Origin of the sequence: Phyllobacterium sp. LjRoot231 (genome assembly GCF_964253365.1) — a bacterium.
Taxonomy (GTDB): Bacteria; Pseudomonadota; Alphaproteobacteria; order Rhizobiales; family Rhizobiaceae; genus Phyllobacterium.
The window spans coordinates 3,246,959-3,261,331 of sequence record NZ_CAXUQT020000001.1; the positions used below are offsets into that span (position 1 = coordinate 3,246,959).

13 protein-coding genes are annotated in these 14,373 nt (G+C 58.8%); 10 read left to right on the top strand and 3 right to left on the bottom strand.

Translation table 11 applies throughout. The features are described from left to right. Positions 1-3 precede the first annotated feature (3 nt). Both ACSQ3H_RS16005 and ACSQ3H_RS16010 read right to left on the bottom strand, forming a co-directional pair. Positions 4-939 carry a dimethylarginine dimethylaminohydrolase family protein gene (locus ACSQ3H_RS16005; RefSeq protein ID WP_436117959.1) on the bottom strand — a complete coding sequence of 312 codons (936 nt, stop codon included), beginning with the start codon at positions 937-939 and terminating at the stop codon, positions 4-6. An 11-nt stretch (positions 940-950) separates the two neighbouring features. After that, entirely contained in the window at positions 951-2,540 is a 1,590-nt protein-coding gene (locus tag ACSQ3H_RS16010) for an amidohydrolase (RefSeq protein ID WP_436117960.1), read from the bottom strand. A gap of 107 nt (positions 2,541-2,647) precedes the next feature. On the opposite strand from ACSQ3H_RS16010, the gene ACSQ3H_RS16015 reads away from it, so the two are divergent. The 6 genes from ACSQ3H_RS16015 (at position 2,648) to ACSQ3H_RS16040 (ending at position 9,008) form a co-directional block, all read left to right on the top strand. Next, complete coding sequence (locus ACSQ3H_RS16015) at positions 2,648-3,538, top strand: LysR substrate-binding domain-containing protein (RefSeq protein WP_436117961.1); 891 nt, start codon at positions 2,648-2,650, stop codon at positions 3,536-3,538. Between the two features lie 126 nt (positions 3,539-3,664). Next, entirely contained in the window at positions 3,665-4,771 is a 1,107-nt protein-coding gene (locus ACSQ3H_RS16020; protein WP_436117962.1) for an ABC transporter ATP-binding protein, read from the top strand. A 44-nt stretch (positions 4,772-4,815) separates the two neighbouring features. Then, positions 4,816-5,931, top strand: coding sequence for an ABC transporter substrate-binding protein (locus tag ACSQ3H_RS16025; RefSeq protein WP_436117963.1), 1,116 nt, complete (start codon positions 4,816-4,818; stop codon positions 5,929-5,931). A 65-nt stretch (positions 5,932-5,996) separates the two neighbouring features. Then, on the top strand, positions 5,997-6,830 hold the full coding sequence (locus ACSQ3H_RS16030; RefSeq protein ID WP_436117964.1) for an ABC transporter permease: 834 nt from the start codon (positions 5,997-5,999) through the stop codon (positions 6,828-6,830). A 1-nt stretch (position 6,831) separates the two neighbouring features. Beyond that, a complete protein-coding gene (locus tag ACSQ3H_RS16035; protein WP_436117965.1) occupies positions 6,832-7,644 on the top strand; it encodes an ABC transporter permease in 813 nt (270 codons plus the stop codon). Further along, complete coding sequence (locus ACSQ3H_RS16040; RefSeq protein ID WP_436117966.1) at positions 7,641-9,008, top strand: FAD-binding oxidoreductase; 1,368 nt, start codon at positions 7,641-7,643, stop codon at positions 9,006-9,008. Before ACSQ3H_RS16035 ends, ACSQ3H_RS16040 begins: the two co-directional genes overlap by 4 nt. Positions 9,009-9,022: 14 nt before the next feature. On the opposite strand, the gene ACSQ3H_RS16045 is transcribed toward ACSQ3H_RS16040, so the two are convergent. Further along, positions 9,023-10,477 carry a DHA2 family efflux MFS transporter permease subunit gene (locus ACSQ3H_RS16045; protein ID WP_436119469.1) on the bottom strand — a complete coding sequence of 485 codons (1,455 nt, stop codon included), beginning with the start codon at positions 10,475-10,477 and terminating at the stop codon, positions 9,023-9,025. Between the two features lie 418 nt (positions 10,478-10,895). Here ACSQ3H_RS16045 and ACSQ3H_RS16050 point away from each other — a divergent pair, with 418 nt between their 5' ends. The 4 genes from ACSQ3H_RS16050 (at position 10,896) to ACSQ3H_RS16065 (ending at position 14,359) form a co-directional block, all read left to right on the top strand. Continuing rightward, a complete protein-coding gene (locus tag ACSQ3H_RS16050) occupies positions 10,896-11,483 on the top strand; it encodes a thioredoxin family protein (RefSeq protein ID WP_436117967.1) in 588 nt (195 codons plus the stop codon). A 66-nt stretch (positions 11,484-11,549) separates the two neighbouring features. Beyond that, the gene (locus tag ACSQ3H_RS16055; RefSeq protein ID WP_436117968.1) at positions 11,550-13,184 is read left to right on the top strand and encodes an FAD-dependent oxidoreductase; all 1,635 of its coding nucleotides are present in this window, start codon (positions 11,550-11,552) and stop codon (positions 13,182-13,184) included. After that, the gene (locus ACSQ3H_RS16060) at positions 13,181-13,510 is read left to right on the top strand and encodes a 4Fe-4S binding protein (RefSeq protein WP_436117969.1); all 330 of its coding nucleotides are present in this window, start codon (positions 13,181-13,183) and stop codon (positions 13,508-13,510) included. Before ACSQ3H_RS16055 ends, ACSQ3H_RS16060 begins: the two co-directional genes overlap by 4 nt. Before the next feature lie 12 nt (positions 13,511-13,522). Next, a complete protein-coding gene (locus ACSQ3H_RS16065) occupies positions 13,523-14,359 on the top strand; it encodes an ABC transporter ATP-binding protein (protein ID WP_436117970.1) in 837 nt (278 codons plus the stop codon). Positions 14,360-14,373 lie beyond the last annotated feature (14 nt).

Here is a 14,373-nt window from a genome sequence, read left to right on the forward strand (position 1 = left end):
TTCCTATTCCGGTGAACGCAAAAGCGCCTGCGCCATGCAATGAATACCACCACCGGTCTTGGAGATTTCGCTCATGTCAACCGCGGCCACTTCGAAGCCGGTTGCCTTGAGCTTTTCAATCAGGGCCTTGCTCGACGTTGGCGCGATGATGCGATCCTTGCCGAGCGACATAAAATTGCAGCCAAGATTCATCGTATCCTGGAACGGCACGTCGATGATTTCGTGACCCTTGGATTTCAGCCAGTCGACGATAGCAGGCTCGGTGCAGGCAAGGCAGACAGCAGTCAGTTTCGGCGCGATCGGCACAACCATCAGGTCGATGTGGACATAGTATTCGTCAATGAACGCCAGACGCGTTTCCCAGCCCTCCTTGCGGAACCATTCTTCAACCTGACGGGCGCCCTCCTCCTGTGTGCGGGCGCCGCCGCAACCGATCAGGACACAACCCTCCTCGATCACGTTGAAATCACCGCCTTCGAAAGTCCCGGCCGTGACCATGTCGTAGATCGGGATTCCCAGCCGTTCGTAGGTGCGGATGGCAGCGTAGTTTTCGCCGCGCCGCCACCAATTCGCCATGGCCGTAATGATCGCACCATAAGGCGTCATCACGCTCGAATCGCGTGAATAGACCTGCATCGCCAGCTCCGGCTCCGGTTCATGCCAGTGGATCTTCACACCAAAATGCTCATAGGCCGCAACCAGCTCCTTGTGCTGGGCCTGCGCGGTCTGGATGTTGCAAGGCGCCTCGCGCAGATGTTTGCGCGACAGCGAACTCGTCGCCATGTGACGCAGGAACGCTGGCGAGCCGAGGAGCACATCGGTCAGGGGGTCGGTCTCGTTGCGGAAGCCCCAGCCATTCAGCGGCCTGGTACCACCGTTCGGATTGCGGCGTTTCAATGTGAATGCGTCGGCCTCAACGCCCTGTTCGTGACGTGTCATAGACTGTCTCCTTATTGTGGCGCATTGGGTATCCACCACTCGCGCCCGCGCGTAGTCGTTACATATTCCGGCCAGCGGAAATGGATTGGCGGCTCATAGTCGCAAAGCGGGGCGATCCATTTGTCACCCCCAATGCCGCCCGCTGTCCGCTGGACAAATTCGTCCTCGGCTTGTTTCCGCGCGCCTTCGTCCTCAAGCAGGCGCAAGGCCGTCAACGCCACCGTCTTTGCAGCGCACGCAACCATCGGGTCGATTGTTTCCGGGATGCCGCCGAGCGCGTTCGTCACCCAGCTTGGATATGCGAAACCTTTCGGCGCCTTCAGAGCTGGTCGCGCCACGTAAAAGCGTGCCGTCGGCGCGTGCCAGGTCATGTCCGTATAGTCGTCCGACGTAGAATTGATCTGCGATGGCGGCAGATCGCGGCGCAGGATCGCTTCGGCCTCCTGTGGCGATATAAGCATCTCACATTCGTCGATGAACGGCCGCTCCATTGCCTCAACGCCGGCACTCACCTGAATCTCCCGAGCAACGACCCTCGCCGCTTCACTCCAGCGCGGCACACCGGCAATGTTGAGCGCCTCCCAGGTGATTTCGGCCATGGCATGATTTGCCAGGCCGGGGCGCGACTTGCAGACCCAGTGGCGTTCGACACGGCAGCCTGTCATTGCCGCCGCGTGATCGGCATTGCGGTCGAGCGCCGCGGTAACCTGTTCCGCCATGGCAATTGTCGGCACGCGCATCATGTACTGGATTTCGGCGAGGCTCGCAGGAAGGTTGTCGGCTGTCGCCTGCCCCGCCGTGAGAATTGCTTCGCTGATCGACCAGCCGCCCTGGTGCGGCAGCATGGAATCGCGCAGCGCCTTCGACGTCATATACATCATCATCAGCGCATCATTGGCGCCGGGCGCACGAACCGCCGAATGGGATTGCGGGATGGGCGCGCCATCACTCAGTCCCCATCGCTCCGGCTGATCGCAGACAAAGCGGTAGATCATCGAATAGGCCGCCCCGCAATGGGTATCCCAGCGGACCGTATTGCACAGCGGCAGCATATAGAACGGATGGAACGAGATCATGCCGTCCAGCCCGTCATAATAGCCCTTGGCGGCGTGGATCGGCTTGGAACCGCGCACCTTCTCGGCGGGTTCACCAGTAAACCGTAACGTCCCGGCAATGCCATGCTTTTCCATGGCGGCCTTGGTTGCCAGCAAACCGCCAAGACTGGATATACCGAGCCCCGAATGCGGGTCCGTATGTCCGCCCGCGTGCTCGTTCAGTCCCGGCCGCGGCCGCTTGACCGTCGACGCATCCTGGCAGTTGCCCGGCACCGCATCATACTCGGCGTACATGCCGATTGTCGGCGACTTGCCGTTCGTACCGGCCTTGTTCGTCCAATGGGCGCAGAAGGCCGTCGGCATGCCGCCGGAGCCTGCCTCGACATCAAAACCTTCTTCGCGCAGCCGCGTCACATACCAACCCACCGATTGATATTCGCGCCACGCGGTTTCGCCAAAATCGAAGATCGTACGGGTCCAGGACGACAGATCAGCCTTGTGATCGTCAACGAAATTCAATGCCGATGCCGCTGCTGCTGTGATCAAATTCTGTCTCCCGCTGCCGGGAGATAATCATCTGGAAGGCGGGACAAAAAGTGATATGTTTTTTCAAAACGTGCAAATTCCATTCACCTATCCTCCAAGGACCATTGATGCGGATACCATCCACCCAGGCACTTCGCGCGCTGGAAAGCTTCGCTAGGCATGGCAGCGTCTGGCGGGCGGCGGAAGAATTGCATCTGACCCGCAGCGCTGTCAGTCATCAGTTGCGCCTGCTCGAACGCGATCTTGGCTTCGAACTTCTGCAACGGGATGGCAAGGGTGTCACACTGACGCCGCGCGGCCGCAAATATGCCAATGATGTGCGCAAGGCGCTGATTGTCATCGATGACGCAGGGGGGCGGCAAAGCCCAGCGGGTACCGGCGGGTCCCTGTGTATCAGCTGCACTGCGGGCTTCGCGTCGCTTTGGTTGTGCACTCATGTCGCCGAGTTTCAGGAGAAATATCCGGACGTTGCGTTGCGGATTATCACGCCGCGCAAGCTCGACGATGTCAGCGATGCCAGCGTCGATCTCTTCATCGCGTTTGGCGATGGCAATTGGCCAAACCGCTCGGTCGAGCTCCTGTGCGAGGTGGAGTTTACGCCGCTGTGCAGCCCGGTTCTCCTCAACAATCTCGGCGGCATCGCCGAACCCAAGGACATCTTGCGCGCGCCATTGCTGCACCTTGGCGATTTCGAGGATTGGACCCGCTGGCTCGCCCTCGCCAATGTCGATAATCCGGATTCGGAGCGGGGAATCGTATTCTCCGACATGAACCTCGTCTACTCGGCGGCGATCACGGCACAAGGCATTGCCATGGGCGATGAGCTTACTTGCCGCAAAGCCATGAGAGCAGGTCAACTCATCCGGCCGTTCGATCTCAGCATCAAATCACCGAAATCCTATTTCCTCGTCACCGATTATGCGAGAATTGATCACCCAGCCCAGCTTGCATTCACGGAATGGTTGAAATCGCGCCTGTCGCAAACCCGCAATGCCTGAAACGAAGCCATGAGCACTATCGCGAGCTGGCGTGAATTTCATTCACGTATCGCGGTAATATAATTCAATTGTCGTAACCGCGGATTGTGCCTAGGCTTCTTACAAAAGCAGGGGAAAGAGGTCTCAATGCCTCAAAGCATGCAACCGGGCGATGCGAAAGCCGCCGAGATCAATGCTGTATCGATTGGCAAGACGTTCGGCGCGTTCCATGCGCTGAAAAACCTCTCGCTCGACATTGGTCGCGGCGAGTTTCTCACCCTCCTTGGCCCATCCGGGTCGGGCAAGACGACCTTTCTCATGATCCTTGCCGGTTTCACGGCTCCGACCACCGGCCGTTTGATGATGGACGGCAAGGACATCACCGACGTACCAGCCGAGGACAGATCCTACGGCATGGTGTTTCAGGGTTACGCGCTGTTCCCACATCTGACCGTCGAGCAGAACATCGCCTTTCCGCTAAAGGTGCGCGGCCGTTCATCCGCCGACGTCAAGCAAAAAGTCAGCGAGATGGTGGAGCGCGTCGGCCTTGGTGGCCACGAAAAGAAACTCCCGGCCAAGCTTTCCGGCGGCCAGCAACAGCGCGTGGCCCTCGCCCGCGCTCTGGTGTTCGAACCCGCCGTCCTCCTGCTGGACGAGCCTTTTTCGGCCCTCGACAAGAACCTGCGCGAAATGATGCAGCAGGAAGTCAAACGCCTGCATCAGGAGACTGGCACGACGTTCGTTTTCGTTACGCACGACCAGTCCGAAGCACTCGCACTCTCGTCGCGTGTCGCCATTTTCAATCATGGCGAGCTCTTGCAAGTCGGCAAGCCGCAGGATGTCTATGAGCGGCCGTCCAATCGCTTCGTCGCCGAGTTCCTCGGCGAGATCAATCTCCTTCCGCTCGATACGGTGGAACTGAATGGCGAACGTGCTGCAGGCAAATTCGAGGACCGGACCATCGTCCTCAACAAATCCATTACTCTGGCGGGTAAAAAAGCCGTTGCCGCTGTCCGGCCCGAGCATATGTTCATCTCGGCATCGCCGCAAACGGCAGATTGCAACGCCATCACTTGCCGGGTCGAAGGCGCCACATATTTCGGCGCATCGACTAAATATCATTTGCGAACGCGCAGCGGAACCAGTCTTGCGGTTTCGATGCCCACCGCACTGACATCACCCATCGCGCCACAATCCGATGTGTGGGTTTCGTGGCCGGTACACCAAGGCTTTTTGTTGCCTGACGGAGGTTAGGCAGCATTCGGGAATGTACCAATAACAATCCAGAGGGAAACAAAATGGATAATGCATTTCAAAAGGACTGCCTCGAAATACTCGCCAGCAAGGTCGAGAATGGGGAAATCAGCCGTCGGCGCTTTACCCAGATGGCGGCAATGTTCTTGGCAGGCGCTCCAGCACTTCTACGTTCGACCGGTTCTTACGCTCAGGCTAAGGAACTCGTTCTGGTCAACTGGGGCGGCGATGCCATGACGGCCTATGACAAGGCTTATGGTCAGCCCTTCACGAAGGAGACCGGCGTGACCGTCAAGATGGACGGCTCTGGTCCGACGGAAGGCGCCATCACCGCCCAGTTCAAGAGCGGCAAGCCGAGCTGGGACTTGCTGGATATCGATCCATTCTCCGGCATTTCTCTCGGCAAGCAGGGCATGCTGGAAGAGATCGACTACAAGATCGTCGACAAGAACAAGATGCGGCCAGGCTTTGGCTGGGACCACGCTGCCTCGACCTATTTCTTCTCCTACATCATCGCGTACGACTCTTCGAAATTCGGCGATCAGGCTCCAACGGGTATGGCCGACTTCTTCGACGTAAAGAAATTCCCCGGCAAACGATCGCTTTATAAATGGGGCTCGGCAATGTGGGAAGCGGCGCTCCTCGCCGATGGTGTTGCACCCGAAAAACTCTATCCGCTCGATCTCAAGCGTGCGCATGACAAGATTGCGGCGTTCAAGGAAAATGTCGTGGCCTATTGGGGCGGCGGCGCGGAGAGCCAGTCTGTCCTGATGGATGGCGAAGCGTCTATGGCACTCATCTGGTCGACGCGCGCCTCATTGCTCGAGCAGGATTCCGGCGGCAAAATCAAGTTCATCTGGGATCAGGGCTTGATTTCTCCCGGCGCGCTCGGCGTGATGAAGGGTAACCCCGGCGGTAAGGACAATGCGATGAAATTCATCGCCAGCGCGCAGACACCGGAGCGGCAGCTCGAGATGTTCAACATGCTCGGTCAAGGGCCGGCCAATCCCGCGACCGACGCGCTGATCCCGGCGGACAAGAAGCGTATCAACCCTGTGGATCCCGCTAATATGTCGAAGCAGATTCCGCTCGACATGGAATGGTATGCCGAGAATTACGGCAAGGCGTTCGACGAATACACGAAAGTCATCTCGGCTTGATCGCCCTTGGCGCGGAAATTGAAGTTTTCGCGCCAAGCCTTTGATTCATAACGCTAGGAAAGTGAATGATCGGAAAGTCGGCCATCTCCAGAAAGATCCTGTTGCTGGCGCCGCTGTTGCTGTTCCTTGGGCTTGCCTATGTCGTTCCCTTTTTGGGTGTCGTCCGCTGGAGTTTCACCATGCCCGAAGTCGGTCTCGGCCAATATCGGGCGCTGCTGACTGATCCGCTTGTCCAGTCCGTTTTCATCCGGACCTTGCGTATTTGCCTGATCGTGACTGCCGCCGTGCTTGTGACGGCCTATGCAATCGCCTATGTCTGGGTTCGGGGCAGTTCGGTTCAGCGCATGCTGGCCGAGTTCTGTATCCTGGTGCCATTCTGGATATCGGTACTAACGCGCGCCTTTGGCTGGCTGGCGATGCTGTCCAATCGCGGACTCGTCAACACGTGGCTGCAATCGGCGGGAATCATCAGCGAGCCGCTGGCGCTGGCACGCAATGAGCTTGGCGTCATCATCGGCATGACGCATTTCCTCATCCCCTTTGCGGTATTCCCGATAGCTTCGGCCATGCGCAGCATCGATGAGCGCGTACTGCTCGCCGCACGTGGAATGGGTGCATCGCGAACGCGTATCTTCTGGACTGTCTTCGTGCCGCTGACCTATGGCGGGTTGATCGGCGCGGCGCTCATCGTCTTCGTGTTTGCTCTCGGTTTCTTCGTCACGCCTGCCATCCTCGGCGGCGGCCGCAGCGTCATGGTCGCGGAACTGGTTTATCTTCGCATCTTTCAGAGCCCGGATTGGGGTCTCGGTGCCGCGATCAGCGTTGTCCTCGTGCTGTTCATCGGCGCCCTTCTCGCGTTGATGCGACGCTTCATAAAACCCGCACATCTGGTTGGATAATATGAATCCGTCCCGTCCAGGTCCCGTCATTTTGATCGTCTCTACTGCAGTCGCCCTATTCCTGCTGATGCCGCTCATTGCAGTGGTTCCGGTATCATTCACACCGGCGCGCTTTCTGTCCATGCCCTCCGGCACATTGTCGCTGCGGCACTATCAGGCGCTGATCGACAACCCCGCCTGGGGCCAGAGCATCCTGCTCAGCCTGCGCATCGGCATTCTGTCGAGCGCAATCGCAACCGCACTCGCGACCATGTTCGGGCTTGGCATCTGGATGTTTCAGCCGCGCTTTTCGGCGCTGCTGATCGGCTTCGTACTCTTGCCGCTGGTGGTTCCGCCCGTTGTTTCGGCCATGACACTGTATTTCCTGATGACGACGCTATCGAGTTTCAACAGCTGGATCGGCTACGACACATGGCTGGGCGTAGCGCTCGCCCATGCCGTGATGATCACACCCTTTGCGGTGGTGCTCATCCTCGTCGCGCTGTATCAGGTCGATCGCCGCATTGACCTTGCAGCGCGTGGGCTCGGCGCCAATCTGGCAACGCGAGCCTTCGGGATCATCATTCCGAACATCAAGTTTGGCATCGCAACTGCAGCGCTCCTTTCCTTCGTGCTGTCCTGGGAAGAAATCGGCGTCACACTGTTCATCACCAGCGTGAATGCCATCACCCTGCCCCGTCTGATGTGGATGGGCTTGCGCGACAATATCGATCCGGCCATCGCCGCGATCTCGGTCTTGCTGATTGTAATCACGGCAGTCATTCTCGCCTTTAGAATTTTCATCGACCGGCGCAGGACGACAGATCCGCAATGATTGCAGACAACGTTCTCGATGAACTGCGCTTGATCGTCGGCGCCACTGGCGTGAAGACCGGCGACGCATTGAGCCTCATCCATCCGGGCTCCGACGAACGCAATCTCGATGCCGGCGTGATGGTGGTCCCGAGAAATACCGATGAAGTCGCGTCGGTGCTTCGCCTTTGCAACCAGCACCGTATTGCCGTCGTGCCGCATGGTGGCCGTACCGGGCTGGTGGGCGGCGGCGTATCGGCCGCCGGAGAAATCATTCTCTCTCTCGCTGCCATGAACAGGATCGAATCCTTATCTGCCGCAGCCGGAACTGCCACTGTCGGGAGCGGCGTCACATTGCAATCGCTCCAGGTAGCTGCCTCCAAGGTAAACCTCACGACGGGCATCGATATTGCCTCGCGTGGCAGCGCCACGATCGGCGGCATGATCTCGACCAATGCCGGTGGCATGGACGCCTTTCGCCACGGTGTCATGCGTCATCGTGTGCTCGGTCTCGAGGTGGTGCTGCCCGATGGCAGAATCATGAGCGACATGTCGCAGGTGACGAAATCCAACGAAGGCTATGATCTGAAGCAATTGTTCATCGGAGCCGAGGGCACGCTCGGTGTCATAACGCGAGCAGTGATCAGGCTGGCACCGGCCGATGAATTCACTGCGACGGCACTTGTCGCCTGCCCCTCGGCGACGGATGTGGTGGCTCTGTTTCGCCGCCTGCATCACAGCCTTGACCTACTGCGTGCGGAGTTCATGGCGCGGGACTATTTTGCACTGGCCTCGGCAAATCTTGGACCAGCCGCTCTTGCTGCTTTCACTGAAACCCCTGCCTACCTGATAGTAGAGATCGAGGCTTTTGACCAGCGATCCGCCCAGTTGGCCCTGGAAGAAGCCCTGGCACAGGCGGTCGATGCGGATATCGTTGCCGATGCCATCCTTGCCCAGAGCGAGAAGGAGCGCAACGAGATCTGGAATATCCGCGAGGACAGCAGCGTGGTCGATCGCGTTCATCCGCACGGCCACTGGTTCGACATTTCCGTTCCGTTGCAGGAACTCGAAACATGGTTGACCCGGTTCAATGAAGGCATCGCGGCGCTTGGCCCCGATGTTCGCGGCTTTGCGTTCGGGCACCTCGGTGATGGCAATCTGCATGTCGGCGTTGCGGGGGCGCTGGACAAGGATACGGCCAAGGCAATCGTCTATGCCAATCTGCGCGAAATCGGCGGATCGTTCTCGGCAGAGCATGGCATCGGTCTCGACAAACGCCAGGACCTGCACGCACTTGTTGATCCAGTGAAGCTCGCCCTCATGCACTCGATCAAGGCCATGCTAGATCCCAACGGCATCATGAATCCCGGCAAGGTACTCTGCTGAATCGCTGGACGCGCCTATGCCTGATGCCCGCTGATATCAGAGCCCGCCGAGGGCGAGAAGCGCATGTTCCAGATCGTTGCGGTGAGCGAAATGGCCGTCACGACGAGAAACGCCACGGAAAAGTCGCCAAGCTTGGGGTCTGTGTGATCCTGCACAAGCATCGATGTGTTCAGGGCCAGTGCTCCAACGCAGATACCGAGCGAAAGCATCAATTGCTGGAACGTCGTGTAGAAACTTGTTGCCGAACTCATGCGGTCCCGCTCAATCTTGTCATAGGCGACAATATTGTAGGCGGTGAACTGGAACGACATGAAGAACCCGCAGAAGAACAGGATTGTGAAGATAAGCCAGATCGGCCAATCCGGACGAAAGAACGCACAGAGCGCGTAGCCGAGCGTGGAAATCCACCCAATGACGACCAGGCTGTTGCGGAAACCGTATCTCTTGAGGATTTTCCCCGCCGTCGCCTTCATCATCATCGATCCGAGTGCCGTAGCCACGACGATGCCGCCTGCCGAGGCTGCCGAGAGACCGAACTGCAACTGCAGCATCAGAGGCAACAGGAAAGGCTGCGCCCCTTGGGTAATGCGCGTCAGCGATCCAGCGATGACGGACTCGTTGAAGCTTGGAACCCGCATGAGGGAAAAATCGAGTATCGGCGACGGGTGCCTGCGTGCATGACGCAGATAGGCGGCGCCGAAGACCAGCCCGACAGCAATGAGAAGGATGGATGTCCCGGCCTCGCCGCTGCGGCTGGACATTTCGAAGCCGAAAAGCAGAGAGCCAAGCGAAACGCCGGAAAGGAACAGTCCGATCGTATCGAATGGGCCTTTCGATTCGCCCTTGAACTCCTCGATGTATATTGAAACGAGGATGAACCCGAGAATGCCGATCGGAACATTGATGTAGAAAATCCAGCGCCAATCCAGATAGGTGACGATCAGGCCGCCGACGGGCGGTCCGAGGATCGGTCCAATCAACGCTGGAACCAATAGCCAGGACATGGCCGCGACGAAGTCCTTGCGCTGGACGCTGCGCATGAGAACGAGGCGCCCGACCGGCATCATCATGGCGCCACCAAGCCCCTGGATCAACCGGGCCAGCACCAGGAATGTCAGGTTCGGCGCTTGCGCACAAAGGATGGAGCCGAGCGTGAAAACCGCGATCGCCGTGCGGAATACGGTGCGGGAGCCGAACCGGTCGGCCACCCGACCGCTGGCAGGAATGAAGATCGCCAAGCTCAGCAGATAGGAGGTCAGTGCGATGCTCATTGATGGCGGACTTACGCCGAAATCGCGTGCCATTGTCGGCAGAGCGGTCGCAAGTACTGTCGCGTCCAGCTGCTCCATGAACATGGCGCTGGCGATGATGAGGGCGATAAGGCGAAAATTGGGTGCGGCCGGTTTGAGCATGGCCCCTTGAGGCACGCTCGACTGGCCTGTTGCGACCTGACAAGTCTGGTCTGACATCGTTGGAATAGCTCTCGATGGCACGGTTGGGGTCGAACCGACAGAAACCGCAGATATGATAAGCGCGTGGCGGCGGCTTGGGATGAGGCCGATATAGTCCTCGACGCAGGCGATAGCCATACGTCTTTTCGTTTTTCTGCATGGCGCGACAAAAAAGCCTCAGGTTGAATTGCGCTTTCTTCGCAACCCTGAGTCTGTCGTTCTCCATGAATTCAGCGATCTGGCTATTTTTTTGGCCTCTCATTTTATCGTGACCGTCGCGGCAGCACGATAATTTTCATTATTCCGCAATCTCCAAAAAATTATGCCTCTCCATACACTACCATTTCAGTAGAGTATTGGCGTCTGGCAGCTTCTTGTTCTCCGGCCTCTCCGGATGAGCACTGCCATCGCCGTTTTTGACCAATGGGAGCGCACAATGCCTAAGACAGAATCAAACCCGATCACACTCGGTACCAAGGCCGCTGATTTCATTTTGCCTGATGCGAATGGCAAGTTGTACGAACTTTCGAGCTTCTCCGAAAAGCCTGCACTGCTCGTCGCATTCATCTCCAACCGCTGCCCGTTCGTCGTGCTGCTGCGTGAGGCGCTGGCACAGTTCGCGCTCGAATATGCGCCGAAGGGATTGCAGATCGTCGCCATCAACAGCAATGACGCCAAGGCCCACCCGGAGGAAACGCTTGCGCGCATCGGCGAGGAAGCCGCCAATTTCGGCTATTCGTTCCCGTACCTGAAGGACGAGTCGCAGACGGTCGCCAAGGCCTATGGCGCGGCTTGTACGCCTGATCTGTTTCTGTTCGATGCGGAGCGCTGCCTGGCCTATCACGGCCAGTTCGACGACGCCCGCCCCGGCAATGGTAAGCCGGTTACCGGCGCGGATTTGAGGGATGCCGTCGATGCGGTGCTTGTCGGCAACAATCCATCCGCAACGCAGATCGCGTCTATCGGCTGCAACATCAAATGGGTGGAAGGCAATGAGCCGTCCTCCCTCTCCCACGCTGCCTGAGAACATTGAACACATCGCCAGACCCGATCGGGTTTGGCGGCCCCGCGTCCAATCACCGGAGATCGCATGTCGTCGTCTGATCGGTTGAAATCGACCGGCAATGATCCGCTGCATTTGCAGGCGGATGTGCTGGTGCTTGGCGGCGGGCCTTCCGGCGCATGGGCGGCGCTGGCGGCTGCCGAAGACGGTGCACGCGTTGTCCTCGCTGACAAGGGCTATCTCGGCACAAGCGGTGCCACTGCTCCTTCGAACACGGGAACCTGGTGCGTTCCGCCGGGCGAAAACCGTGGTCAGGCCGTTGAGCGCCGCTGGCAGCGTACCGGCGGACTTGCGGATCAGCGCTGGATGCTGCGTTGTGTCGATCAGGCCTACGAAAACCTGCTGAAGCTTTCCGAATGGGGCTATCTTTTTCCGCACAAGGATGATGGTCAACTCTATATCGCCAATCTTCGCGGTCCCGATTACATGCGCTTCATGCGCCGGCGTGTACTCAAAGCCGGGGTCACTGTCCTCGACCATCACCCTGCCCTCGAACTTCTGTCCAATGGCGATGCGATCACAGGCGCTAGCGGCATTGACCGACAACGCAATCGCGACTGGAGCGTCGATGCCAAAGCCGTCGTGCTCGCGACAGGCGGCTGCGCCTTCCATGAGCGTATTCTCGGCGCGACCGGCCTCACCGGCGATGGCTATCTCATGGCTGCTGAAGCGGGGGCGCATCTTTCCGGCATGGAGTTCACGGGAAAATACACGCTTGCCCCCTATGAAACATCGCTGAACAAGGGCCTTCCCTATCGGTGGGCTTCATTCTACCGCGAGGACGGATCGCCGCTCCTCGATGCCAATGGCGAACAAGTTACCAATGGCATCGGCGAACGCGAGAAGGACATTGCAAGGGCGTTGATCGAAGGACCGGTTTTCGCGCGTCTCGATCACGCCGAGCCCGCCTTGCAGGATTGGCTGCGCCGCGGCCAGCCCAATTGCTTCGTGCCGCATGACCGCGCGGGCATCGATCCGTTTAAGGATCTGTTCCGCATCACATTGCGGGCCGAAGGCACTGTACGCGGCACGGGCGGCATCATGCTGGCGACAGCCGATTGCGGCACCGGCGTTCCCGGACTTTACGTGGCAGGCGATGCTGCGAGCCGCGAGAACATGACGGGTGCTGTTTCGGGCGGTGGTGCAGTCAATTCGTCTTGGGCCATCGCCAGCGGCTGGTGGTCGGGAAAAGGCGCATCGACCCACGCGCGCAAATCCCCGCGAAAAGCATTTCGTTCAGTGTCGAAACCTCTCGGCGAAGCAGGACTGAGCCCCGCCGGAAATGCTCGGGCGGATCTGCGCACTGCAGACATCATTGAGGCCGTTCGCGCTGAAGTCATCCCGCTTGAAAAGAATTATTTTCGCGACGGTACAACCTTGCACACCAGTAGCGAGCGGCTGGAAAGCCTGTGGGACGATGTACGTCAGCATCTTTACGCCGAGGGTGTGGACCGCTTGCGCAGCCGTGAAGCCGCATCGATCACAGCCTCGGCGCGCTGGTCGCTTGCCTCCGCACTGGCTCGTAGTGAGAGCCGTGGCATGCACCGGCGCGGCGATCGTCCCGGCAATGATCCTGCCTTTGTCCGGCGTATCCTCGTTAGCGGTGTCGATGCGATCCGCATCGGTGAGGCGCATCTGAGCCGCGAGGGTATCGCGTCATGATTGAAGTTGTCTCCACAAGCCGTTGTATTGAATGCGATATCTGCGTGAAGGTCTGCCCTGCGAATGTATTCGACGCCGTACCGGACTCGGCGCCGATCATCGCGCGGCAGGACGATTGCCAGACCTGTTACCTCTGCGAAATCTATTGCCCGACCGACGCGCTCTATGTTGCGCATCGCGCCGAAGGTCCGCTGCCGATCAGCGAAGCGGAGGTCGAAGAACGCAATTTGTTTGGAAGCTATGCGCGCGCCCTGGGTTGGAAACGCGGCAAGGCAGGCGGAACCGAAAATGACCCGACGCACCGCATCCGTGTCGCGGCCGTCTGAAGGAGAATGATCATGGACCGTATCGTTGTTTCGGATATCAGGAAGACGTTCCAGCTCAAGCCCGGTCAATATGTGACTGTCGACGGCGAAGAGACTGATCGCGTTACCGTTCTCGACGGCGTGGACCTGAACATCCGTAAAGGCGAGTTCATCACCCTTGTTGGTCCGAGCGGTAGCGGCAAATCAGTCCTGCTCGATATCATTGGCGGGCTGACGCTGGCGACCAAGGGCATCGTGCAACTGGATGGCACAACCATCACCAAGCCCGACCCGAAAACCGGTTATGTGTTCCAGCAATATGCGCTCTTTCCCTGGCGCACCGCGCTGTCGAATATCGAATATGCGCTCGAAGTCCGCGGCGTCCCGAAGCGCGAGCGCACCGATCGGGCACGATATTTCCTCGCTCTATTCGGGCTCTCGGGCTTTGAGGATCGCTATCCCAATCAACTTTCCGGCGGCATGCAGCAACGCGTGGCGATCGCCCGCGCCTTGGCGAGCAATCCCGAAGTGCTGCTCATGGACGAACCTTTCGCCGCTCTCGATGCACAGACACGCGAAATCCTGCAGAGCGAACTCCTGAAGATTTGGGAGAAGATCAACACCACCGTGATCTTCGTCACCCACTCCATCGATGAGGCGATCTATCTCGCCGACCGCATCGTGGTGATGACGGCGCGGCCCGGCACTGTGAAGGAGATCATCAATATCGATCTGCCGCGCCCACGCGATGGCGACATTCGATCCAGCACGGAATTCAATGCGCATCGTGCTCGGGTTTGGGAAGCACTGCGGGACGAAGTCAACAAGGCGCAAAAGGACTGGGCGCTGTCGCCTGCCTACGCCAACTAGAAATCCAGGGAACA

Excerpts from the sequence above, each read along its gene's own strand:
- ACSQ3H_RS16005 (WP_436117959.1), bottom strand. The coding sequence starts at position 939 with ATGACACGTCACGAACAGGGCGTTGAGGCCGACGCATTCACATTGAAA.
- ACSQ3H_RS16065 (WP_436117970.1), top strand. The coding sequence starts at position 13,523 with ATGGACCGTATCGTTGTTTCGGATATCAGGAAGACGTTCCAGCTCAAG.
- ACSQ3H_RS16060 (WP_436117969.1), top strand. The coding sequence starts at position 13,181 with ATGATTGAAGTTGTCTCCACAAGCCGTTGTATTGAATGCGATATCTGC.
- ACSQ3H_RS16035 (WP_436117965.1), top strand. The coding sequence starts at position 6,832 with ATGAATCCGTCCCGTCCAGGTCCCGTCATTTTGATCGTCTCTACTGCA.
- ACSQ3H_RS16050 (WP_436117967.1), top strand. The coding sequence starts at position 10,896 with ATGCCTAAGACAGAATCAAACCCGATCACACTCGGTACCAAGGCCGCT.
- ACSQ3H_RS16025 (WP_436117963.1), top strand. The coding sequence starts at position 4,816 with ATGGATAATGCATTTCAAAAGGACTGCCTCGAAATACTCGCCAGCAAG.
- ACSQ3H_RS16015 (WP_436117961.1), top strand. The coding sequence starts at position 2,648 with ATGCGGATACCATCCACCCAGGCACTTCGCGCGCTGGAAAGCTTCGCT.
- ACSQ3H_RS16045 (WP_436119469.1), bottom strand. The coding sequence starts at position 10,477 with ATGTCAGACCAGACTTGTCAGGTCGCAACAGGCCAGTCGAGCGTGCCT.
- ACSQ3H_RS16055 (WP_436117968.1), top strand. The coding sequence starts at position 11,550 with ATGTCGTCGTCTGATCGGTTGAAATCGACCGGCAATGATCCGCTGCAT.
- ACSQ3H_RS16020 (WP_436117962.1), top strand. The coding sequence starts at position 3,665 with ATGCCTCAAAGCATGCAACCGGGCGATGCGAAAGCCGCCGAGATCAAT.
- ACSQ3H_RS16030 (WP_436117964.1), top strand. The coding sequence starts at position 5,997 with ATGATCGGAAAGTCGGCCATCTCCAGAAAGATCCTGTTGCTGGCGCCG.
- ACSQ3H_RS16040 (WP_436117966.1), top strand. The coding sequence starts at position 7,641 with ATGATTGCAGACAACGTTCTCGATGAACTGCGCTTGATCGTCGGCGCC.